The following is a 23528-nucleotide window of genomic DNA, read 5'->3' as shown; positions in this document are numbered from 1 at the left end:
GGCAAAGCTTGGAAATTTGAGGAGGCGAAAGCCATGGACGCGAAGACTGACGACAAGAGTGCCGGCAAGTGCCCGTTCACCGGCGGCAGCCGCGGACGTGCGAACCGCGACTGGTGGCCGGAGCATCTCGATGTCGGCGTGCTCCATACAAATACGCCCGCGGCCGACCCGATGGGCAAGGATTTTGACTACGCCGAGGAGTTCAAGAGCCTCGATCTCGATGCGGTCATCCAGGATCTTCATGCCTTGATGACGGACTCGCAGGAGTGGTGGCCGGCCGATTTCGGTCATTATGGCGGATTGTTCATCCGCATGGCATGGCACAGTGCGGGCACGTACCGCATCACCGACGGCCGGGGTGGCGCCGGCGCAGGCCAGCAACGTTTCGCGCCGCTCAACTCGTGGCCGGACAATGCGAACCTGGACAAGGCACGGCGCCTGCTCTGGCCGATCAAGCAGAAGTACGGCAACAAGATCTCCTGGGCCGACCTCATGATCCTGACCGGCAACGTGGCGCTCGAATCGATGGGTTTCAAGACGTTCGGTTTCGCCGGTGGCCGCGCCGATGTGTGGGAACCGGAAGAGCTCTACTGGGGCCCCGAGGGAACGTGGCTGGGCGACGAACGCTATAGTGGAGAACGCCAGTTGTCGGAGCCGCTGGGCGCGGTGCAGATGGGCCTGATCTACGTCAATCCGGAGGGGCCGAACGGTAATCCCGACCCGATCGCGGCGGCTAGGGACATCCGCGAGACATTCTTCCGCATGGCGATGAACGACGAGGAGACTGTCGCGCTGATCGCGGGCGGTCACAGCTTCGGCAAGACCCATGGCGCCGGCGATCCATCGCTGGTGGGAGCGGAGCCGGAAAGCGGCGCGCTTGAGGATCAGGGTCTGGGCTGGAAGAGCAAGCACGGCACCGGTATAGGCGCCGACGCCATCACCGGCGGTCCCGAAGTCACCTGGACGCAGACGCCGACAAGGTGGAGCAACCTGTTTTTCAAGAACCTGTTCGAAAACGAATGGGAACTGACGGCGAGCCCGGCCGGAGCCAAGCAGTGGAAGGCGAAAAGCGGCGAGCAGAGCATTCCGGACGCATTCGATCCATCGAAGAAGCACGTCCCGACGATGCTGACGACGGATCTTTCGCTGCGTCTCGACCCGGAATACGAAAAGATCTCGCGGCGGTTCTACGAGAATCCGGACCAGTTCGCGGACGCCTTCGCCCGCGCCTGGTTCAAGCTGACGCACCGCGACATGGGGCCACGCGTCCGTTATCTCGGCCCACTTGTTCCGCAGGAGACGCTGATCTGGCAGGATCCGGTCCCGGCCGTGGATCATGTGCTGATCGACGAGCAGGACATCGCAGCCCTGAAGGCGAAGATCTTCGCCTCCGGACTATCGGTGTCGCAGTTGGTCTCGACCGCCTGGGCGTCGGCCTCGACCTTCCGCCGCTCCGACAAGCGCGGCGGTGCCAATGGCGCGCGCATCTGCCTCGCTCCTCAGAAGGACTGGGAGGTCAACCAGCCGACCCATCTCAAGACCGTCCTGGAAAAGCTCGAAGCGATCCAGAACGAATTCAATACGTCACAATCCGGCGGCAAGAAGGTCTCGCTGGCCGACCTGATCGTTCTCGGCGGTTCGGCAGCAGTCGAGAAAGCCGCCAGGGACGCCGGCGTTGACGCGAATGTTCCGTTCGCGCCAGGCCGGGCCGACGCCTCGCAGGAGCAGACCGACGTACAGTCCTTTGCGCCGCTCGAGCCGCGCTATGACGGTTTCCGCAACTATACGAACGACGGCAAGCTCAAGTTCATGCAGCCGGAGGAAGCTCTGGTGGATCGGGCGCACCTCTTGACGCTGACGGGACCGGAAATGACCGTGTTGTTGGGCGGCCTGCGTGTTCTCGGTGCCAATGTTGGCGATTCCAGGCACGGCGTCTTCACCAACAGGCCCGGCACGCTGACGAATGACTTCTTCGTCAACCTGCTCGACATGGGCACCGTGTGGCAGCCGCTGGCAGGCTCCGAGGGGATCTACGAGGGACGTGACCGCAAGACGAACGAATTCAGGTGGACCGGCACCCGCGTCGACCTGATCTTTGGTTCCCACTCGCAGTTGAGGGCGCTTGCAGAGGTCTATGGCCAAGCGGATGCGGGCGGTAAGTTCGTGAAGGACTTCGTGGCGGCATGGACGAAGGTGATGAATGCCGATCGCTTCGATCTCGGTGCTTCGGCGGGCTGAAAAGCAGGCGGACCATTTTTCAGACGGAACAGGCGCGGATACGTCCGCGCCCGTTTTCGTTTTCGAAGGCGTTCGAAAGTGGAATGTTTTTCCCGGCTTCAGCTCCGTTGTGCTTGTCTGTTTTCGTTTTGCCGGATAGTCAGGCCGCCGGACGGGCGAACCGAACACGGGAAAACCAGACATGCGGCTTGGCGGACGATTGGCTGCGGCCATCGAAGTTCTCGAAGATATCGAGCGGCGGCATCGCCCCGCAGCGGAGGCATTGCGCGATTGGGGGCTCTCCCATCGCTTTGCAGGTGCCGGTGACCGTGCCGCCATCGGCAACATCGTCTACGACGCGCTGCGCCGGCGTCGTTCCGCCGCCTGGCTGCTGGATAGTGACGCGCCAAGGGCGCTCGGTTTTGGAGCGCTTCTTCTCGAATGGAGCGAAACCCCCGAGAGCCTAAATGCGGAACTCGACGGCGACAAATTCGCCCCCGAGCCTTTGAACGAAAACGAAGTCAAGCTATTCGCCTCGCGCACCCTGGCCGATGCTCCCGATGCCATTCGGGCCGACTGCCCCGACTGGTGCGTGCCGCTTCTGGAAAAGACCTATGGCGGCGATTGGATCGGCGAAGGGCAGGGGCTGTCGAAGCGTCCGCCGCTCGACCTGCGGGTGAATACGCTGAAGGCCGATCGCGAACGCGTTTTGGGTGAGCTTCAGGGTACCGGCGCCGAGGCATCACCAATCGCACCGCAAGGTATCCGGATCCCGCCGATCGCCGGCCATGGCCGGCATCCCAACGTTCAGGCCGAGCCGGCATTCCAGAAAGGCTGGTTCGAGGTTCAGGACGAAGGTTCACAGATTGTCGCCGCACTCGCCGTGCCGGCTTCGGGCGGCCAGGTTCTCGACTATTGCGCGGGGGCGGGCGGCAAGACATTGGCGCTCTCGGCATTGATGGAGAACCATGGCCAGATTTTCGCCTACGATTCGGAAAAACAGCGGCTCGCGCCGATTTTCGACCGCCTCAACCGGGCTGGCTGCCGCAATGTGCAGGTCGCGAGTCGCGCATCTGAACTTGAAGGACTGCGCGGCAACATGGATCTGGTGCTTGTCGACGCGCCTTGTACCGGCAGCGGCACCTGGCGCCGTCGCCCGGACGCCAAGTGGCGGCTGACCCAGAGGCAGCTCGATGTGCGCACGGCCGAGCAGGCAGCGATCTTCGATGCCGCCAGCGCTTATGTCAGGCCCGGCGGCCGTCTCGTTTACATCACCTGTTCGGTATTCGAAGAGGAAAACCGGGAACAGGTCGCCTCGTTCATCAAGCGCAGTCCGGATTTCGCCCCCGTCGACCACGCGGCTCTGTGGAATGGGCATTTCCCCGATCAGGACCCGACCGCTCGCATCGACGCTTCCGGAGGCATCATGCTGAGCCCGACACGAACCGGCACCGATGGATTTTATTTCGCGGCACTTTCAAGGAAATCGTGAGCACGGTAGACGGAGCAAGTGCGTTCGAAGGACCCTGGAGGGTTGCCGGTGGATTACGTCATCGCCCAATTGACCGATTTCAACAATGCGGTCGGGCACCTCAACTACATACTCGTCATCATCTCCGTCTCGATGAGCAGCATGCGCTGGTTGCGGGTGTTCGGCATCGCCAGCGGCGTGGTCGGCGTTTTTTATTACGGATTTCTGATCCACGACAACATCAGCGCGACGTGGGAATTCATCTTCGCCGGGGTCAATGCGGTGCAACTGGCGATCGTCCTGCTTGCCGGACGCCGGCGTTCCGGCAGTGACGACGAGAAATTCTTCATCGAGACGGTAATGCCGACGCTCGAGCCCAATCTGCGCGGACGCATGCTCAAGCTGGCACGCTGGCAGACGCGCGAGCCCGGCGAAGTGCTGGTGGAGGAGGGACAGGCCGCGCCCGAACTCGTTTTCATTGCCAGCGGTGCGGCAAGCATCGAAACCGGGACGACGATTATCGGCGTGTGCGGCCCAGGCGATTTTCTCGGCGAGATGAGCTTTCTGACCGGCAAGCCGGCATCAGCGACGGTAAGGGTGGCCAACGAAATACGCTGCTGCGTGTTCGATCCCGGTGTGCTCAGGGCGCTGAACAAGAAGAATCCGGGCATCAGGCAGGCGCTGGAATACAGCTTCAACCGCAATCTGGTGGGAAAACTGGAGCGTATGAACGATGCGAACCGTGTACCCACCGTCGCCAAGAGCGAGCCTGCGGAAGAGAACCGCGAGAGTGTACAAGGAGCTCCCGTTGCCGGCGAAGAGCCGAAACCGGCTACGAGCGTCTGATCTCAGCGCGCTTTTTGCATTGCAACATTTGCCAATTGCGCCTTTTCTGAAATTTGCGATAAGCGGTTCCAGAATTTGAGGCATTTCCAGTGACGGCAAAACCCGTTCCCGATCCTGATTTCGAAGAGCGCGTGCGCAAGTCCTTCGCGCGCCAGAGCGCGATGACGACGATCGGCGCCGAATTGACATTGGTGACGCCGGGCATCATCGAAATCGAGATGCCCCATTCCATCGGGCTTACCCAGCAGCACGGCTTCCTGCATGCCGGCATCATATCGACGGCGCTTGATTCGGCCTGCGGTTATGCCGCCTTTTCGCTGATGCCTGCAAATGCCGGGGTGCTGACCATCGAATTCAAGGTCAACCTGCTGGCGCCGGGCAAGGGCGAACGGTTCCTCTTCCGCGGCTCCGTCACCAAGCCTGGCCGCACCATCATCGTGGCGGACGGTCAGGCCTATGCGTTCGCGGCTGACGGCGAAGCCAAGCTAATCGCCACCATGACCGGAACCATGATGACGGTGGTGGGCCGAGAAGGCGTCGAGGGCTGAGCCGGATCAAGCAGGTGAGCGCGTTGGAACCAGCAAAAAGAATCCTCTTCGTCATGGCGGCGGATGCCGAGTACGGTCCCAATCTTCAAAAGCGCTTTGTCCCGTTGATGACCGGCGTGGGTCCGGTGGAAGCAGGAGTCAGGCTCGGTGCCGAACTTGCCCGCCTGAAGATCGAAGGCGGGCTGCCTGACCTGGTCGTCTCACTCGGTTCGGCCGGCAGCCGCAGCCTCGCGCAGACGGAAATCTACCAGGCCGTGTTCGTGTCGTACCGCGACATGGATGCCTCGCCGCTCGGCTTCGAAAAGGGAACGACGCCCTTTCTCGACCTGCCGGCGATCGTTCCGCTGACGCATCGTGTTCCCGGCATAAAAGAGGCCAGCCTGTCGACCGGCGCCGGCATTATTTCGGGTGACGCCTATGCAGGCATTGCCGCCGACATGGTCGACATGGAAACCTTTGCCGTACTGCGGGCTTGCCAGCTTTTCGGAGTGCCGCTGATCGCACTGCGCGGCATTTCGGATGGTGCTGCCGACCTGAAGCATGTCGGCGACTGGACGGAATACCTGCATATCATCGACGAAAGGCTCGCCGCGGCGGTCGACCGGCTGCAGGCTGCAATCGCTTCTGGCGAACTCGTTGTCTAGAGCGGCATGCCGCAGCCAGTTGAATCAAAACATGAACCGCATGAAGCCGCTCATACGCCAGGTCAGGCGGCGGAATCAAAATGGCAGCGCAGCGCGGCAACCCATTGCACCGACTCATTTCTTTCTTTAAACGCCCGCCATGAAGAACCCCACGCACCCAGACACCGTCCTGATCGTCGATTTCGGCAGCCAGGTGACGCAACTGATCGCCCGGCGCGTCCGCGAAGCCGGCGTGTTTTCCGAAATCGTGCCCTTCCAATCGGCCGAGGAAGGCTTCCGGCGCATCAAGCCGAAGGCCGTCATCCTTTCCGGCAGTCCGCATTCGACCGTCGACATCGGCAGCCCGCGAGCGCCGGATGCGGTATTCGATGCGGGTATTCCGGTGCTCGGCATCTGCTACGGCGAACAGACGATGTGCGCGCAACTGGGTGGCAAGGTCGAAGCCGGCCATCACCGTGAATTCGGGCGCGCCTTCCTGGAGATCGAGGAGGACAATCCGCTCTTCGAAGGCATCTGGGCAAAGGGCACCCGCCATCAGGTCTGGATGAGCCACGGCGACAAGGTGACGGCGATACCGCCCGGTTTCAAGGTTGTCGGCACGTCGGCCGGCGCGCCTTTCGCGGCGATCGCCGACGAGAAGCGCAGTTTCTACGCGGTACAGTTCCATCCCGAGGTCGTGCACACACCGGACGGCTCGAAGCTCCTGGCGAACTTCGTCCACAACATCGCCGGCATTGCTGGCGACTGGACGATGCGCGCTTACCGCGACCATGCTGTGGAGTCGATAAGGAAGCAGGTCGGCGAGGGCAGGGTGATCTGCGCGCTTTCCGGCGGAGTCGATTCCTCCGTCGCGGCCGTGCTCATCCATGAAGCCATCGGCGAACGGCTCACCTGCATCTTCGTCGATCATGGCCTGATGCGGAAAAACGAGGCGGCCGAAGTGGTCGCCATGTTCCGCGAACACTACAACATCCCGCTCGTCCATGTGAACGCCGCTGACCGCTTCATCGGCGCGCTGGAGGGCGAGAGTGATCCGGAAAAGAAACGCAAGACGATTGGCCGGCTGTTCATCGAGGTGTTCGAGGAGGAGGCAAAGAAGCTGGCGCGCGATGGCAAGACGCCCGATTTCCTGGCGCAGGGAACGCTCTATCCCGATGTCATCGAAAGCGTCTCTTTCAGCGGCGGTCCGTCGGTGACGATCAAGTCGCACCACAATGTCGGCGGCCTGCCCGAGCGTATGAACATGAAGCTGGTGGAGCCATTGCGCGAGCTCTTCAAGGACGAGGTGCGGGCGCTCGGCAAGGAACTCGGCCTGCCTGAAAGCTTCATCGGCCGGCATCCGTTTCCCGGGCCGGGCCTGGCGATCCGCTGCCCCGGCGGCATCACCCGCGAAAAGCTCGATATTCTGCGCGAGGCCGATGCCATCTATCTCGACGAGATCAGGAAGGCCGGCCTCTACGACGCCATCTGGCAGGCGTTCGCCGTGCTGCTGCCGGTGCAGACGGTGGGCGTGATGGGCGATGGCCGCACCTACGAATTCGTCTGCGCGCTGCGCGCCGTGACCTCGATCGACGGGATGACCGCCGATTTCTACCACTACGACATGGATTTCCTCGGCCGCGCCGCGACCCGGATCATCAACGAGGTGAAAGGCATCAACCGCGTCGTCTACGACGTGACGAGCAAACCACCGGGGACAATAGAGTGGGAATGACCCGGCGTCCTTCAGGGCGTTTCGCGGTCAATCGCTAAACAGAGCTATCTCATTGAAAAAAATAAAAATGTCCCACCATCGGAGCGCTACAAGCGATCCCCACAGTGAACAAAACCCGCACAGGTGTGTGGGGATCGATGGTAGCGGGAGACCGCTACAAGCGCTCCCCACATTCGGAATCAGTGCCGTTCGCCTATCGCGTCGCGTCATAACGAAACCCGCCTTTCACAGCGAAGAGCACCTCGGAAGGGGAGTTTGACCCAAAAAGCTATGGGGCTGGCCGTCGTCTAGCATGGTGACGGCGCTGATAGCCTGCGTGCGGAAACAGATTCCTTCAGGGGGACTCTTTCCACTGCAGGATTTCGCTCTGCCCGGCATTATTAGAAACGGTCTTCTTATATAGTCTATCGAATTGGTAGACATTCGTCACATGCATCCGGCAGCCGGAGGGACATGTGGTGTTTGCCCAGACAGAGTTTCAGCATGACAAAAGCGACGGCCCGGTTCCGCTCGACGCGAAGGACAGGCTAACCCAAATTGTGTCGCGATTCATTCCGCGCACATTTCCGTGGTCGATCGTCCGCCGCAGCGTCACGCCTCTCCTGCTGATAGCGCTGTGGCAATATGCGACCGCCGTTGGCTGGGTCGATCCGGCCGTGTTGGCGCCACCGTCGCAGGTGTGGGCCACCTTTGTGGAGCTTTCGAGCACTGGCGAAATCCTTGTCCACGTCCTGACCTCGCTGCAGCGCGTTCTGCTCGGGCTGGCGATCGGCGGAACGGTGGCGGTCATGCTGGGCGTCGCGTCCGGGCTGTCGAAGCTCGGCGAGGAGGCGATCGATCCGCCGCTGCAGATGATCCGCGCCATGCCGTCGCTCGGCACCGCGCCGCTACTGGTGATCTGGCTCGGCATCGACGAGGGGGTGAAAGTCGGGCTGGTGGCGATCGGTGTGGTTTTTCCGCTCTACATCAATCTCTATAAGGGCATCCGCGGCATCGACCGGCGCTTCGCCGAACTGGCGCAGATGTGTGGTGCGAGCCGGCGGGAACTCTTGACCCGCGTCATCCTGCCAGGCGCGCTGCCGTCGGCGCTGGTCGGCCTACGTCTGTCGCTCGGCATCGCCTGGCTTAGCCTTGTCATCGGCGAAGGCATCAATGCGCAGGGCGGCATCGGCTATCTGGTCGCACAGGGCCGCAACGCGCTGCAGACCGACTGGATCATCCTCGGTCTCGTGCTCTACGCCATTCTCGGCCTGCTGATGGAGGCGCTGGTGCGCCTGCTGGAATGGCGGCTGCTGCCCTGGAGCAGGGGGTTCCTGAAATGAACGTCGCCGTCAGCCACGCCGCCTTGGCGCAATCCCTCACGCCCGGTCTTAGCGCCACCGACGTGCGGAAAACCTTTGGCGAGCGCACCGTGCTCGAAGGCGTCAACCTGTCGGTGCAGCGCGGCGAGATCGTCGCCATCGTCGGCGAATCCGGCTGCGGCAAGAGCACGCTGCTCCGCCTCTTCGCCGGCCTCGACACCGCCACGTCGGGCAAGGTCTCGGTAGACGGCAAGGTCTCGATCGCCTTCCAGGATTCCCGCCTTTTGCCCTGGCTGAAGGTCTGGGAGAATGTCGCCTTCGGCCTGCGCCTCTTGCAGGCGGAACGGAAGAAGCAGGCTCTGGCCGTGCTGGAAGAAGTCGGCTTGGGCAAGCTGTGGGACGCCTGGCCGGCGACGCTGTCAGGTGGCGAGGGGCAGCGCGTGGCGCTGGCGCGCGCGCTGATCCACCATCCTGCCGTGCTGCTGCTCGATGAGCCGTTCGGCGCGCTCGACGCGCTGACCCGCATCCGGATGCATGCCCTGATGCTCAACCTCTGGCGCAAGCACGGCTTCACCGTCGCCCTGGTGACCCACGATGTCGACGAGGCCCTGACGCTCGCCGACAGCGTCGTCGTCCTCGGCGAAGGCAAGGTGCTCGACCAATTCACGATCGAGGCGCAGCGGCCGCGCAACCGCCTCGATCCCGGCTTCGGCCGTCTGCGCGAGCGCGTGCTCGGTCTGCTCGGCGTTCCGGCCCTCTGATTCAATTTCGTCAAACAAGGACAAGACCATGACCACAAACACTATTTTCCGCCGGCTTGTGATCGGCGGCGTCGCCTCGCTGCTGATGAGTTCGTCCGCTTTCGCCGAGGATGTCGTCCTGAGAGTCGGCGTGCCGCAGGCCTTCGGTTATTTCGCCGCGCTCTGGCAGAAGGACGTCCAGCTGCCGGGCGTGAAGGTCGAGTACAAATACTTCCCCAACAGCAACGACCTGAACGACGCGATCCTGTCGGGTGCGGTCGACATCGAGGACCAGGGCGAGATCGGCCCGATCCAGATGTCGGCCAACGGTTCGAAGAACAAGGTCGTCGCCTGCACCGGCTCGAATGGCCGCAACACCAATCTGATCGTCCGCCCCGAGGTCAAGGCGACCACCTTCGCCGACCTGAAGGGCAAGCGCATCGCCTATGCGCAGAACAACAACCACAAGCTCTTCGTGGTGCATCTGCAGAAGGCGCATGGCGTCAAGGATTCGGATTTCGAGTCGCTGAACATCCTGGGCGCCGAGGCGGTCGCGGCCTTCATCACCGGCCAGGTCGACGCGACCTCGCAGAACTCGCCGACGGCGGCACAGATCCTCGAAAAGGTGACGGGCAGCTATGTGCTGGCCCGCGGCGACCAGTACGACATTTCCAACCTCTACTGCATCTTCGCGACGCCGAACGCCGTCGAGACCAAGGCCGACGCGATCCGCGCCTTCATTGGCGAATACGAGAAGACCATCAAGTGGGCGAAGGCCAACCCGGAGGAATACGTCAAGCTGGTCTCGCCGAAGCTTGGCGTGTCGGAAAACGCCGTCCGCACCGCGCTGAACAACAATTCGGACGGGCTGGCTGTCATCGACGACGCCTTCCTCGCGGCCAAGCAGGCCTATGCCGACGAGATCTTCGAGACCGGCATTATCCGCAAGAAACTCGACGTGCGCGACCTCTTCGTCACCGACTTCAACGACGCTATCAAGGAGCCGGTCGCTCCGCAGGTGAACCAGTGAGCGCCCGCCACGCCATCCGGTTCGGCGTCTGGGCGCCGCACCACGGCTTCTTCGGGTCGGACCATCATCCGGACGATCTTCCCGACGCCAGCTACCGCCGCAACCGGGCAGTGGTCGTCGAGGCCGAAAAGCTCGGCTTCGACGCGACGCTGATCGCGCAGCACACGATCAGCCCGCGCGATCCCGAAGCCGAGGTGCTGGAGGCTTGGACCGCCTCCGCCGGCATCGCGGAGGCGACCAGCCGCATCGAGATCATCGCAGCGATCAAGCCCTATCTCTACAATCCGGGCATCCTGGCGAAGCTGGTCACCGGCATCGACCAGATCAGCGAGGGCCGGTTCGGCATCAATCTCGTCAGCGGCTGGTTCGTGCCGGAGATGAAGCAGCTCGGGCTGCCGATTCTCGATCACGACACGCGTTACGACTACTCGGCCGAGTGGCTGCGGATCGTGCGCAACCTGCTGGCGGGCGATACCGTCAGCCAGTCCGGCGACTATGTCGGCGTCGATGGCCTGATCCTGCGCCCGAAGCCGCAGAGGGCTAGCGGCGTGCCGGTCTATTTCGGCGGCGAGTCCGAGCCCGCGCGCGTGCTGGCCGCCGAACAGGCCGACGTCTACTTCATCAACGGCCGAAATCTGGCGGACACGACCGCGCTGATCGCCGACGTGGTGGCGCGGCCGCGCACCAAGGCGCCGCTGCGCTTCGCGCTCTCGGCCTTCGTCATCGCCCGCGAGACCGAGGCGGCGGCCAAAGCCGAGTTCGACCATCTCCTGTCGCTGGTCGCTGACAACAATGTCGGACGCCTGAAGGCCGGCACCGACGCCGCGGTGCAGATGATGAAGGTCAATGCCGGCGTGCCGGTCGTCGGCTCGAACGGCGGCACCAATGCAGGCTTGGTCGGCAGCTACGACCAGGTGGCGGACAAGATCGTCGCTTTCCGCGATGCCGGCATCGAACTGTTCATGCTGCAGTTCCAGCCGCTGGCGGCCGAGATGCGGCGCTTTGCCGAACACGTCATCCCGCGGGTGCGGGAACGCGAAACGGCGCAGCTCGAGGCGGCGCAATGAACGTCCGCCCCGGTGCTCTCCACGGCAAGGCGCATGTGATCGCCTCCGACGCCGAGGCGATCGAGATCGCCACGGCCTATGCCGACCGCATCCGCCCCGGCGCATCCGCGCGGGATTCGGAGCGCCGCCGTCCGCTAGCCGAGATCGAGGACCTGCGCTCGACCGGCCTGCTGGGCATCATGGTGCCGAAGGCTTTTGGCGGGCCGGAAGTCTCGATCCGCACTCTGGTCGAGGTGTTCCGCATCGTCTCGGCGGCGGATCCGGCGATCGGCCAGATCCCGCAGAACCATTTCTCGCATCTGGAAAATGTCCGGGCGCTGGGCGCACCGGAGCAGCAGGCCTTCTTCTATGGCGGCGTTCTCGCCGGCCAGCTCTGGGGCAATGCCCTCTCCGAGCGCGGCACGCCGAAGGGCGGCTATGCCAACATGAAGACGCGCGTCCTCCAGCGTCCGAACGGCAGCTTCGCGCTCACGGGGAAGAAGTTCTACTCCACCGGCGCGCTGTTCGCGCAATGGCTGCCGGTCGCGGCACTGGACGAGCAGGGCCGCGCCTATATGGTCATGGCCGAGCGTCATGCACCGGGCGTCGAGATCGTCGACGACTGGAACTCGATGGGCCAGCGCGGCACCGCCAGCGGCACGGCGATCTTCGACGACGTCACCGTGACCGAGCGCGATCTCGTGCCGATCTGGAAATACGATGCCGGCCCGACGACGCGGCTCGCCTTCGGCCAGATCATGCATGTCGCGGTCGACATCGGCATCGCCCAGGAGGCGCTGGCCGACACGACCGCTTATGTGCGCGAGCGCTCGCGGCCTTGGTATGGGGCCGACCTCGAACGCGCCGGCGACGACCCGCACATCATCCGTCGCGTCGGCGAGCTCTTCGTCGAGACGGAAGCCGCGCATGCGCTTCTGCTGCATGCGGCCGACACATTCGACCGCGTGCTGGCCGGACCGCTGGACGAGGCCGCGACGATCCGGCTGGCGATCCTCGTCGCCGCTGCCAAGGCCGCGGCCTCCGCCGTCTGCGTCAAGGTCGGTAACGACCTCTTCGCGCTCGCCGGCACAAGCGCGGCCGACGAGAAATGGAACCTGCACCGTCACTGGCGCAACGCCCGCACCCACACGCTCCACGATCCCGAAGTGTGGAAATACCACTACATCGGCGACTTCGTCCTCAATGGCCGCACGCCGCCGCGCCAAGCCCTCATCGTCTAGCAAAAGGACCTTGCCATGAACATCGCCACCCCTGTCGGCGCGCGCCAGTCGGACGCGCAGCAGAACTCGCAGGACGTCTGGTACACCGTCTGCCCCGTTCCCTCCGCCGCCAGCATCGCGCTCGCCCGCGGCGACTACGAGCAGGAATTCCAGGGCTCCGACATCACGCTGCACTCGATCCGCTCGCATCCCGACCGCAAGGTGCGCGAGGCGCATTACGACCAGTCGCATCCGAACCTGTTCCGCGAGGGCGGCAACATCCCGCCGATCACATCGAAGTCGAAGGGGCAGAACCTCCGCATCATCGGCCTCTCCTGGATCGACCACTACTCCTCGGTCCTGGCGCTGCCGGAATCGGGCATCAAGACGGCCGCCGATCTGAAGGGCAAGCGTCTCGGCCTGATCAAGCGGCCGAACGATCCGGTCGACTTCCCGCGCGCCACGGCGCTGCGCGGCTATCTGACGGCGCTGGAAAGCGTCGGGCTCGGCTATGACGACGTGACCTTCGTCGATATCGTGCTCAGCGAACCGCTGGTCGGCAAGCCGCCGGAAGCCGGCGCGCTGAGCAGCTCGCATTTCTCGTCGCGCGTCACCCGTCGGCGCCAAGGGCCGGAACTGCGCGCGCTTCTGACCGGTGAGGTCGACGCCATCTACCAGTCGAGCCAGGGCGTCGAACTAGCGGCGCTGCTCGACGCGCATGTGGTGACCGATGTCAGCGCCTTCCCGGACCGCAAGAGCCGCATCAACAACCTGGCGCCGGTCGCCTTCACGGTGCGTGGCGAACTGCTGGACAACCGCCCGGACGTCGTGGCGCGCTATCTGGCGCGCGCCATCAAGACGGCCCGCTGGGCCCACGCCAACCCAGTCGACGCCAAGCGCCAGATCGCCCGCGATTCCAGCCTCGGCGAGGAATGGGTGGATGCCGCCTATTCGCCGAACGTCGCCCAAGTGCTGGAGCCCAACCTGACGCCGGAACTGATCGGCCTGCTGGAAGACCAGAAGAACTTCCTGCTGAAATGGGGCTTCATCCCGAACGACTTCAGCGTGCCGGACTGGGTTGCGCATGAACCGCTGGCCGAGGCGCGCCGCCTCGCCGACGCGGCGAAGTAGCCAAAATGTCGGCCGGCAAGATCCAGCGTTTCCTGTCGGCCGACGGGCTCGCGGGCCACGAACGTTTCTGAAGACTTGCAGCAATCTGCTGCCCCGGTCTTCGGATCATATCATGCTTCACGCGCTCTTGGCGTAGCCGTTAATACATCCGTGACTTGCCGCCTCCTTCCGGCTGTACCGGGGCGTGAGAAAAGCGGCGATGCACCGAATGCCTTGATCCGGGTCGGAAGCCGCCCACGAAATACCTTCTTTGGCCTCATCGCGCTCATCGCCGGTATATGGCGCGATCGATCCGCTGGCCGACGGGCGGATGGGGAAAGGAAGGACCGGCAATCGACGCGCGCGGATGCGAGTTCGTCGGGCCGTCATGGGATTCGACCACGTTGTTCAGGTTCGGCGCCTCAACGCCAGCCGATCTTTTGTTTCCGGTCAAGCGGCGCGACTGCGTTTAGAAACCCGCGCCCATTTCGGGATCCACGCACCATGTTCGGTAAGCAGATCGTCGACGAGGTTCCAGATCTGGTCCAGATCAAGCTCGGCGGCGGTGTGCGGATCCATCATTGCAGCGTGGTAGAGATGTTCGCGGTTCTCCGTCATCAGCGCCTGCACAGTCAGTTCCTGAACGTTGATGTTGGTCCGGATCAGCGCAGTCAGCTGCGGCGGCAGCGCGCCAATGCAGGTGGGCTGAATGCCCGACGCATCGACCAGGCACGGTACCTCGGCGGCGCAATTCTCGGGCAGCGACGTGATGCAGCCATTGTTTCGAACATTGCCGTAAATCACCGACGGCTCGCCGGTCCACACCGAGTTCATGATCGAAGAAGCATATTCACGGCTATCCTCGACCTCGATCTTTTCCGCCTCCCGATAGGCGTCGGCGACGCTTTTCCAGCGTGCGACCTGCTCGATGCAACGCTTCGGATATTCGTCGAGCGGAATGCCGAACTTCTCGATGAGATCCGGACGCCCGTCCTTGATGAAATAGGGCGTGTATTCGGCGAAGTGCTCCGAACTTTCGGTGACGAAATAGCCGAGCCGCGTCAGCATCTCGTAACGCACCTTGTTGGGGCAGCGCGGGTTCCAGTGGCTGGGTTTTGGGAAGCGGCCCTCGCGGTAACCGCGCACGAGCTCGGGGTAGAGATCACGGTAGCCACCGTCCGGCTGGCGATGCTCGAATTTCAAGTAGAAGGCCATGTGGTTAATGCCGGCCGCGCGGTAACGGATTTGCTCGACCGGGATGTCGAGGTCGCGTGCCAGTTCGTAGACTGTGCCCTGCACCGAGTGACACAGGCCCACCTGCCTGATGGTCGGATATTTTTCCGCGATCGCCCAGGTGTTGATCGCCATAGGGTTCACGTATTGCAGGAGGATTGCTTCAGGGCAGACTTCCAGCATGTCTTCGCAGATCGACCACAAATGCGGCACGGTGCGCAGGCCACGCATGATGCCTCCGACACCCAGAGTATCGGCGATCGTCTGGCGCAGGCCATACTTCTTCGGCACTTCGAAATCGGTCACCGTGCAGGGCTCGAATCCGCCAATCTGAAAGGCGACGACGACGAAGTCGGCGCTCGCCAGCGCCCGCTTCTGGTTGGAATGCGTCTCAACCTTGGCCGAGGCACCGAGCGACTTGGCCAGCTTGCCGGTCACGACTTCACTTTCCTCCAGCCGCTCGGGATTGATGTCCATCAACGCGATGGTCGCGCCGGCGAGCGCCGGCCGTTGCAACACGTCGCCGACGATGTTCTTCATGAACACCGTCGAACCGGCGCCGATGAATGCGATCTTGGGTTGTCTAGCCATTTTTGACCTCGTGCTCTGCTAGGCTGCCACTTGGAAGGCGGCTCGCACGAGCCGCTTGGTGTAGTCGGTTTTCGGTTTCGACAGGACCTCCGTGACAGTCCCCGCTTCGACGATCTTGCCATGCTGCATGACCACGACGCGGTGGCATAGCGCGCGCACGACTTTCAGGTCATGCGAGATGAACAGGTAGCTCAGGCCGCGTTCGTCCTGTAGCTTGCGCAGAAGGTCGATGATTTGCGCCTGTACCGAAAGATCCAGCGCCGATGTCGGCTCATCCAGCAGGATGAATTCCGGTTCAAGCGCGATGGCACGGGCGATTGCGATGCGCTGGCGCTGTCCGCCCGAGAATTCATGCGGGAAGCGCGACAGGATGTTGCCCGGCATGCCGGCGGCTTCGAGAGCGTCCCTGACCCGCTCCTGACGCTCCTTTCGGGTAGCGCCCCGCTGGTTGACGACCAGCCCTTCTTCGATGATCTGGCCGATCGACATGCGCGGGTTGAGCGAAGAGAACGGATCCTGGAACACGACCTGCATGCGCGAGCGGAACGGCCGCATCTCAGCGTGGGTCTTGTCCTGGATCGGCACCCCGCCGAACGACACCTCGCCACGGTCCATGCTGTTCAGTCGGATCAGCGCCTGGCCGAAGGTGGTTTTGCCCGAGCCGGATTCTCCGACGAGACCTAGCGTCTCGTGCTTGCGCAGCACGATGTCGAGGTTGTCGACAGCGACCAGTTCGTGCATGTCCGGTGTGAAGAAGCCGCCGCGCTTCAGCATGAACGAAACGCGCACGCCCTTGCCTTCAAGCAGCACTGGCGAATTGGCTGGCAGCGGATTGGCGGAACCTTTCGGCTCGGAGGCAAGCAGGCGCTGCGTGTAGAGATGGGTCGGGTTTTTGAACAACGCGGCGGTTGTGTTGTGTTCGCACACTTCGCCGTGCTGCATGACATAAACGTAATCGGAGAACTGCTTTACGACCGTGAGGTCGTGGGTGATCAGGATCACCGCCATGCCCAGCTTCTGCTGCAAATCGCGGATCAGATTGAGGATCTGCGCTTGAACAGTCACGTCGAGCGCTGTCGTCGGCTCGTCGGCGATCAGAACATCCGGGTTGTTGGCAAGCGCAATTGCGATCATGACGCGCTGGCGCTGACCGCCGGACAATTGGTGCGGATACTGCTTCAGGCGCGCCTCCGGATCGGGGATATGGACCTGCTTCAAAAGCTCCAGCGCTTTCTCCTCCGCCGCGCGGCGGGTGACCCGCTTGTGGGCACGAATCGTCTCGATGATCTGGGCGCTGATCGTGTAGATCGGATTGAGCGAACTCATCGGCTCCTGGAAGATCATCGAGATGCGGTCACCGCGCAGGAGACGTCGCTCACGCGTCGAGAACTTGAACACGTTACGGCCGTTGTAGGCGATTGTAGCCTTATCGGAGATTTTTGCGCGCTTGGTCAGCAAGCCCATGATCGCGCGTGCCGTCACCGACTTGCCTGACCCGGACTCCCCGACGATTGCCACCGTCTCACCGCGGTGGAGCTGGAAGGACACGTCCTTCACCGCTTCGACCTCGCCGTGCTCGACCTTGAAGGTGACAGCCAGCTTTCGCGCGTCGATCACCGGCTGGTCGGACTTCGCTGCCTTGTCCAGGCGCTCAGTGGGAACTTTGGTTTCGGCGTTTGCCATTGTCCGGTCCGCCTTCAGTAAGGATCGATTGCATCGCGCAGGCCATCGCCCAGCGCGTTGAATGCGAACACGGTGATCAGCACCGCTCCCACCGGCGCAAGGATCCACGGGTAGGATCCGATCACCGAATAGGTCGCCGTGTCCTGAAGCATCAGGCCCCAGGAGATCAGCGGCGGCTTTACCGCAAAGCCAAGGAAGCCGAGGAAGGATTCCAGCAGCACCACGCTCGGGATCGCCAAGGTGATAGCCACGATCACGTGGCTCATCACGTTGGGCAAGATGTGCTGGACGATGATGCGACGGTCGGTGGCGCCGATGGCGATGGCGGCTCGCACATAGTCGATGCGCGCCAGCGCCAGCGTCTTGCCGCGCACCTCGCGAGACAGCTGCGCCCAACCGAGCGCCGACATGACGAAGATGACGAAAGCGAGGAAGACATTGGTCGGCGCCGTCACCGGAATCAGCGAGGTCAGCGCCAAGTAGAGCGGCAACTGCGGGAACGCCAGAACAAGGTCGACGAACCATTGCATCCACGCGTCGAAACGGCCGCCGAAATAGCCGGACACCATACCGACCGTCGTGCCGATGATGGTAATGATGGCGACCACCGTCAGGGCGATCATCAGCGAGATGCGCGAGCCATAGAAGATGCGCGACAGTACATCGCGGCCAAACTTGTCGGTGCCGAGCAGATGAACGGAGCTGCCATCGGTGGCGCCGAAGAGATGACGCTCTGCCGGAATAAAGCCGAGCAGCTTGTATGGCGCGCCCTTGACGAAGAGACCCAGCCACTGCGGGTTGTCGTAGTCGGGGCCGACGATCGGCTGGAAGGTGATTGGATCGAGTTCCTCGCCTTCCCTGTTCTGGTAGCTGCGCGGCGCAAAGCTGAAATTGCCGTCCTTGTCGCGAAAGTTGATCGACTGCGGCGGTGCGAAGGCGATTCCCGTCACCTTCGGGTCGACTGGCGAGAGGAAGTCCGCAAAGAACGCCATCAAGAGAAGGGCAACGACGAGGATCAGGCCGAGCACTCCGGTCCATGAGCGCCGGAGGCGGCGCCAGACGAGTGCCAGATAGCTCTCGCTCTTTTGGGCAGGTGGCACGACAATCGTCGGGCCGGTTGGCTCGGCTGGTGCTTGAAGGTGCCCATGCGGCCCCGGCTCGACACTCAATGGTGCTTCGGAGGTCAGGCTCATGACTGTCTGCCTCCCCCGATGCGCACCCTTGGATCAACCAGAGCCAGCAGCATGTCGGCGATGATGTTGCCGGCGATCAGCGTCGCCGCCAGAACCATCATGAACGTCGCCGTCACATAGACGTCGCCGACCTGCATGGAGCCGACAATTGCGGGACCAACGGTCGCCAGCCCAAAGATGATCGCCACCTCGATTTCGCCCGTCAGCATGTAGGGAAGCGCCACCCCCTGGTACATGATCAGTGGATGAAGTGCATTGGGCACCGCGTGGCGCATGATCACTTGACGTTCGCTCAATCCCTTGGCGCGCGCCGTCTCGATATATTGAGCATTTAGCGTGTCGAGCAGATTGCCACGCATTACGCGCATGTTGTAGGCAAGCCCGCCGAACACCGCGATCGCAATGACCGGCCAGACGTGTTTCAACAGATCGACGAATTTCGCCCAGGACCACGGCGCACCGCCGTAGCGTGAGGAGAAGAAGTTGTTGATCTCCGAAACATTGAAATGGAACACAAGCAGATAGACCATGATCAGCGCCATCAGGAAACGCGGCACGGTCATGCCCAGGAACGAAATGCCCGACACCAGCGTATCGACCCAGGAATACTGGCGGGTCGCAGCAAGAATGCCGAAGGCGATACCAATTGCGGAAGCCAGGAGGTGGCAGACCAAGGCCAGGATCAGCGTGCGGGGAAGCCGCTCGGCGACCACGTCGCCGACCGGCTTGTTGTAGAACAGGCTGTGGCCGAAGTCCCCGCGGGTGACGATGCCGACCAGCCAGTTCATGTACTGAACGGGCAGAGGCTTATCGAGACCATTGGCGATCCGGTACGCCTGGGCCTGGGCCTCCGCTTCCTCGTAGGACGCGCCTCCCTGGTTGATTGCCTGGGAGCGGATGTAGTCGCCGTAGTCGCCCGGAGGGGCCTGGATGATGGCGAACGTCACGATGCTCAGGATGAACAGCAGCGGGATCGCGGAGGCGATCCGCATGGCGAGGAACCTCAACATTGCCGTTGTCCCTTTCGTGATGTCCGCTTCATGAAATCTGCGTCGACCTCGTCGCACCCGGATCGCTGCCTCCCCAACGACCGCCCGTTGTGGGCGACCGAAGGGGAGGAAAGCTTGGATCAGCTAGCCGGGCCTTCACCCACTCCCGGCTTGCCCGGCAGGGTTTCCTCGAAAAGTTCGAAGTCAGCCTGCTTGTCCTGAGGCACGAAGACGCGCTCGCGGATGATCGTGTCCTCAGCCCAGTTGAACATGAAGATCGGCGCGCCGACGGGAATGTTGGCGAAGCGCTTGTTGATGATCAGCGCGCCCGGATATTCCGTGAGGCCGATCGTATCGAGATTGGCCGTGACCACCTTCTGATACTGCTTCATCAGGTTCGCACGCTCCGCATCGTCACTGCTGGCGATGAACGTGTTGACCGTATCGACAAGCTCCTGCTCGAAGGGCATCAGGTCGAGCTGGCCGCCTTCCGGTGCGCGATGATGATCACTGGTGCGCGGGCCGGTCGCCGCAAGCTCAGGCGTGTCCTGCACCACCGAGGCGCGCTCGGCTTCGTTGCGCATGACCATCCAGTCATACCGGCCGGAATAGCGGCTGGCGTCAAATTGCTTGCCGTCCAGCGAGTTCAGCACGACGCGAATTCCGAGCTTTTCCATCTGTCCGATGACGCCTTCGGCAAGGCTCTTGTCGGTGGTGTAGTCGGAATTGCCGAGCATCACGATCTCGACATCCTTGCCGCCTTTGTCGGCAGGGAAGTTCACAAAACCATTGCCGTCCGTATCCTTGAGACCGAGCTTTTCTAGCAGCGCCTTGGCGCCTTCCACGTCGAACGGATAGTAGACGGTCGATGCGCGGTCGTAAAAGCTCGTCGCCGACGAAAGGCCGCCGGGGTAGATCGCCGTGAATGGGCCTTTGACCAGCGATTCGCCGAGCGCCTTCCGATCCAACGCCATGGTGACAGCCTTGCGGAAATCGAGATTGCGGTTCAGCTCGCGGATCGCCTGGCCACGAGCGTCCGGCTCGCCCCAGCCATTGCCGGAGAAGTTGAGGTAGAGATTGTAGCCGATGACACGCGGCCCGAATGCGAGACGGGCGGGAGCGGTTTCCTCGGCTGCGCGCTTCAGCGATTCGACAAAGTTCTCCGGCTGTTCCAGATTGGAGAAGTCGGCGGAGCCCGCGATTGTCTGTACATCGCGGTCGGCCCATGTCGACAATTTGTAGTGTAGCTCGTTCAGGTAGGGAAGCTGGTTACCGGCCTCGTCGACCTTCCAGTAGTACGGATTGCGCCGCAGCACGATGATATCGTCCGGACGATAGGCCACCGGCGCCCAAGCGCCCATCACCGGCATGTTCATGAAGTCGGCCGGCCAGCCGTTCTTGTATTGCTCGTAGGTCATATCCTTGTTGTACTTGGGGTGTTTCGTTTTCAGGATATGCGCCGGACCTGGGCAGAACGTGCCATATGCCATGGCGTAGAGGTGCTGGCGCGGGAACGATTCCTTGAAGGTCCATTCGATCGTATATTTGTCGATCGCCTTGAGCGTGGTTCCCGTGCCGAAGGTTTCCGGCGAAGCAGCGTTGAGCGGCGTCACGTTGGAGTCGAGAACGTTATCCTCCCAATAGAACATGATGTCCTCGGAATCGAACGGATCGCCGTCGGACCACTTCGCGCCCTTGACCAACTTCATGGTGAGAACCTTGCCGTCGTCAGACCACGACCAGCTCTTGGCGAGGTTCGGCAGTGGCTCCATGTCCTTGGCTTCGATCTGGAACAACGGCGCGGTGCGCGTCAGGCACTCGGACATGCCGATGTCGATGCCGCCCCAGCCTTGCGTCTGGCCGGCGCTGTAGTTCCAGCCCTCCGGGCGGCCGCCGATGACGTGGCGCATCGTGTCGCCGTAGACGCCCACTCCGTCAGGCGCATTGCCGGTTTTGAAGACCATCGGCTCTTTTGGCAGGCGCTCTGCCACCGATGGCAGCTTGCCGGTCTTGACGAAATTTTCCGTCACCCAGGCCGGCTCCTTGTATTCGGGCAGCGCCTTGAACTCGAGGATCGAATCACGCGGGACGTAGGTTATCTTGCCCTGCGCGGGGAACTCCGGCTGCTGCGGCACCTCAGTGGGCTCAGAGGCGTAGGATTGCACGGCAAACGCCGAAATTCCGATCAGCAGGGCCGCACGGCGGCCCAGTCCAGATTTCGTTTTCATCGACAGTTCACTCCCGTTTTTATCGCCGGATGGATCGTCCGGCTCCTCCTCATCGAGGCGCGATGCGCGCCCCGTCCTCAACGACGCGTTTGTTTCGCGCCGCGAATTACTCGGCAGCCTGCTTGTCCGCCTTGTCGGCGCGCAGTTCTTCGATCGAGCGGACCGGACGGCGTGCGGCGCCATTCCAGGTGCGAGTCTGGACGGTCGATCGGCTGAGCCGATCCTTCGCCGCGTCGATTGCGTGGGCGTACTGCGGCAGCCATTCGGCCTGGGCGACGACCATTTCGTCAACCATCTGCCATACCTCGTCAGGGGTGCAGATCGCGCCGACCAGCGGATCGTGCAGGACAGCAAGTTTCAGCAGATCGATGTCGCCGGCGATCGCCGCATGCACCGACATGCGCTGCACGTTGATCGATGCGATGCAGGTTGCCGCGCAGGCTTCCGGCAGCGTGATGCCGGCCACCATGTTGATGCCGAAGCGGTCGACGAAACCGGGCGATTCGATGATCGCGTCGGGCGGCAGGTTGGTGATGACGCCGTTGTTCTTCAGGTTGAAGTGGCCGCGATAGACCCGGCCCGTCTCCAGCGCCTCCAGGATATGGCTCGCGTGTTCGTTGGATCGCGCCTTGAAGTCGAGCGGAGCCGAAGCGCTTTCGAGGAATTGCGGATACTCGGTCTCGAACCAGTTGCGGTTCTCGGTCGAGTAGCGCAGGTAGCCGCCGGTCTCGCCATGTATCCAATCCGACATGTCAATCCAGCGGGTAATTTCATCGGGCCGCTTGCGATACCACGGCAGGTATTCGGACAGGTGTCCGTTGCTCTCGGTCGAATAAACGCCGAAGCGCTTCAACACGTCGATGCGCAGCTTTTCCTGCTGCGAAAAGACCGGATGCGCCTCGAATGCCGAGACCAGTTCATCTCTGCCGATCTTGCGGCCGTTCAAGCGCACGTCGACGAACCAGGTCTGGTGGTTGATGCCCGAGCAGATGAAATCCAGTTCGCCGTCCTCGGCGCCAAGGATTTCTGCGATCTGCTCGCCGCCATGCTGGACGCCGTGACACAGGCCGACCGTGTCGACCTTGCCGTACTCGATTGCCGCCCAGGTGTTCATGGCCATCGGGTTGGCGTAGTTGAGGAACTTGGCGCCCGGCTCGGCGACTTCACGGATGTCCTTGCAGAAATCGAGGATGACGGGGATGTTGCGCTGGCCGTAAAGAATGCCGCCGGCGCATATCGTATCGCCGACGCACTGGTCGACGCCGTATTTCAGTGGGATGCGGATGTCGTCGGCGTAGGCCTCCAGGCCGCCGACACGAACGCAATTGATGATGTAGCGGGCGCCCTCGATCGCCTTGCGACGGTCTGTCGTGGCGGTCACCTTGGTGGGCAGTTCGTTGGCCGCAACGATCCGACTGAGGATCGTTTTGATCATGCGTAGATTATGCTCGCTGATATCGGTCAGCGCCACTTCGATATCGCGAAATTCCGGCACGCACAGGATGTCCGTGAACAGCTTCTTGGTGAAGCCGATGCTGCCGGCGCCGATGATGGCGATCTTGAAACTGCTCATATCTTTCCTGCCTCGCCTCTGTCGTTTTCTTGACCGATAGGTAAAATCGGTTCATCAAACTGCGATAATTGCCGCAAACCGTGAGGCGCTTGGCTTTGGCATCGCTTTCTGGCCATTCCCGAGCAGAATGTTAATTGGAGGCCATTATGCG

At 62.5% G+C, this 23528-nt stretch carries 18 protein-coding genes; 12 read left to right on the top strand and 6 right to left on the bottom strand.

The features are described from left to right. Positions 1-33 precede the first annotated feature (33 nt). From katG to OHD58_RS23575, 12 genes are all read left to right on the top strand, one after another. A complete protein-coding gene (gene katG / locus OHD58_RS23630) occupies positions 34-2238 on the top strand; it encodes a catalase/peroxidase HPI (protein ID WP_263806008.1) in 2205 nt (734 codons plus the stop codon). 181 nt (positions 2239-2419) lie between these two features. Further along, on the top strand, positions 2420-3709 hold the full coding sequence (locus OHD58_RS23625; RefSeq protein WP_263806007.1) for an RsmB/NOP family class I SAM-dependent RNA methyltransferase: 1290 nt from the start codon (positions 2420-2422) through the stop codon (positions 3707-3709). A 48-nt stretch (positions 3710-3757) separates the two neighbouring features. Then, positions 3758-4534: a Crp/Fnr family transcriptional regulator gene (locus OHD58_RS23620; RefSeq protein ID WP_263806006.1), complete on the top strand. Its 777-nt coding sequence runs from the start codon at positions 3758-3760 to the stop codon at positions 4532-4534. Positions 4535-4623: 89 nt separating this feature from the next. Next, on the top strand, positions 4624-5082 hold the full coding sequence (locus tag OHD58_RS23615) for a PaaI family thioesterase (protein WP_263806005.1): 459 nt from the start codon (positions 4624-4626) through the stop codon (positions 5080-5082). 23 nt (positions 5083-5105) lie between these two features. Continuing rightward, positions 5106-5726, top strand: coding sequence for a 5'-methylthioadenosine/S-adenosylhomocysteine nucleosidase (locus OHD58_RS23610; protein ID WP_263806103.1), 621 nt, complete (start codon positions 5106-5108; stop codon positions 5724-5726). Positions 5727-5865: 139 nt separating this feature from the next. Then, positions 5866-7440 carry a glutamine-hydrolyzing GMP synthase gene (guaA, locus tag OHD58_RS23605; protein ID WP_263806003.1) on the top strand — a complete coding sequence of 525 codons (1575 nt, stop codon included), beginning with the start codon at positions 5866-5868 and terminating at the stop codon, positions 7438-7440. Positions 7441-7898: 458 nt separating this feature from the next. Continuing rightward, the gene (locus OHD58_RS23600) at positions 7899-8762 is read left to right on the top strand and encodes an ABC transporter permease (RefSeq protein ID WP_263806002.1); all 864 of its coding nucleotides are present in this window, start codon (positions 7899-7901) and stop codon (positions 8760-8762) included. After that, positions 8759-9502 (top strand): ABC transporter ATP-binding protein, encoded by a 744-nt coding sequence (locus OHD58_RS23595; RefSeq protein ID WP_263806001.1) that lies wholly within the window; start codon positions 8759-8761, stop codon positions 9500-9502. Before OHD58_RS23600 ends, OHD58_RS23595 begins: the two co-directional genes overlap by 4 nt. 28 nt (positions 9503-9530) lie before the next feature. Next, the gene (locus OHD58_RS23590; protein WP_263806000.1) at positions 9531-10511 is read left to right on the top strand and encodes an ABC transporter substrate-binding protein; all 981 of its coding nucleotides are present in this window, start codon (positions 9531-9533) and stop codon (positions 10509-10511) included. Beyond that, entirely contained in the window at positions 10508-11578 is a 1071-nt protein-coding gene (locus OHD58_RS23585) for an LLM class flavin-dependent oxidoreductase (RefSeq protein ID WP_263805998.1), read from the top strand. The genes OHD58_RS23590 and OHD58_RS23585 overlap by 4 nt, the downstream gene beginning before the upstream one ends. Beyond that, complete coding sequence (locus tag OHD58_RS23580) at positions 11575-12798, top strand: SfnB family sulfur acquisition oxidoreductase (protein ID WP_263805996.1); 1224 nt, start codon at positions 11575-11577, stop codon at positions 12796-12798. The genes OHD58_RS23585 and OHD58_RS23580 overlap by 4 nt, the downstream gene beginning before the upstream one ends. Before the next feature lie 15 nt (positions 12799-12813). Further along, a complete protein-coding gene (locus tag OHD58_RS23575) occupies positions 12814-13908 on the top strand; it encodes an ABC transporter substrate-binding protein (protein ID WP_263805995.1) in 1095 nt (364 codons plus the stop codon). Between the two features lie 429 nt (positions 13909-14337). On the opposite strand, the gene OHD58_RS23570 is transcribed toward OHD58_RS23575, so the two are convergent. The 6 genes from OHD58_RS23570 to OHD58_RS23545 all read right to left on the bottom strand — a co-directional run bounded on the left by OHD58_RS23570 (position 14338) and on the right by OHD58_RS23545 (position 23377). Continuing rightward, positions 14338-15711 carry an alpha-glucosidase/alpha-galactosidase gene (locus tag OHD58_RS23570; protein WP_263805994.1) on the bottom strand — a complete coding sequence of 458 codons (1374 nt, stop codon included), beginning with the start codon at positions 15709-15711 and terminating at the stop codon, positions 14338-14340. A gap of 18 nt (positions 15712-15729) precedes the next feature. Then, on the bottom strand, positions 15730-17394 hold the full coding sequence (locus tag OHD58_RS23565) for an ABC transporter ATP-binding protein (RefSeq protein WP_263805993.1): 1665 nt from the start codon (positions 17392-17394) through the stop codon (positions 15730-15732). 14 nt (positions 17395-17408) lie between these two features. After that, positions 17409-18587 carry an ABC transporter permease gene (locus tag OHD58_RS23560; protein ID WP_263805992.1) on the bottom strand — a complete coding sequence of 393 codons (1179 nt, stop codon included), beginning with the start codon at positions 18585-18587 and terminating at the stop codon, positions 17409-17411. Next, a complete protein-coding gene (locus OHD58_RS23555) occupies positions 18584-19597 on the bottom strand; it encodes an ABC transporter permease (protein ID WP_263805991.1) in 1014 nt (337 codons plus the stop codon). Before OHD58_RS23555 ends, OHD58_RS23560 begins: the two co-directional genes overlap by 4 nt. Before the next feature lie 119 nt (positions 19598-19716). Further along, positions 19717-21804: an ABC transporter substrate-binding protein gene (locus OHD58_RS23550; protein ID WP_263805990.1), complete on the bottom strand. Its 2088-nt coding sequence runs from the start codon at positions 21802-21804 to the stop codon at positions 19717-19719. A gap of 106 nt (positions 21805-21910) precedes the next feature. Further along, positions 21911-23377 carry an alpha-glucosidase/alpha-galactosidase gene (locus tag OHD58_RS23545; protein ID WP_263805989.1) on the bottom strand — a complete coding sequence of 489 codons (1467 nt, stop codon included), beginning with the start codon at positions 23375-23377 and terminating at the stop codon, positions 21911-21913. Positions 23378-23528 lie beyond the last annotated feature (151 nt).

This window comes from Mesorhizobium sp. ZC-5 (genome assembly GCF_025753855.1).
Lineage (GTDB): Bacteria > Pseudomonadota > Alphaproteobacteria > Rhizobiales > Rhizobiaceae > Neomesorhizobium.
Note: the sequence above shows the minus strand (reverse complement) of the source record. Positions and strands in the feature narration are given on the sequence as shown.